The following is a 243-nucleotide window of genomic DNA, read 5'->3' as shown; positions in this document are numbered from 1 at the left end:
CATCGCCAACGCCTTGTTGCAGACGAATCGGCACGCGCCAGCGAAGCGGCGCATATTGCGCTCTTGCTCGCCATCTGGCATCAGTTCGTATTGATAGGCTTGCAGTCGTTGCATGCTTCGATTATAGCTTGGTCTATGAGTCATTACAATGAAATTCGCCACGGAAGACACGGTGTTTTCCTCCATGCACCTACATTTGGTCTTCGCAACAAAATACCGCCGTGAAGTCTTCACAAAAGAGAT

At 49.8% G+C, this 243-nt stretch carries 1 protein-coding gene; it reads right to left on the bottom strand.

From position 1 onward, the window contains the following. A partial coding sequence (locus F1735_RS35225) for a helix-turn-helix domain-containing protein (protein WP_167241537.1) occupies positions 1-114 on the bottom strand: 114 nt, incomplete at its 3' end. Positions 115-243 lie beyond the last annotated feature (129 nt).

Source organism: Massilia genomosp. 1 (assembly GCF_011682185.1).
Lineage (GTDB): Bacteria > Pseudomonadota > Gammaproteobacteria > Burkholderiales > Burkholderiaceae_D > Telluria_A > Telluria_A rubra.
Note: the sequence above shows the minus strand (reverse complement) of the source record. Positions and strands in the feature narration are given on the sequence as shown.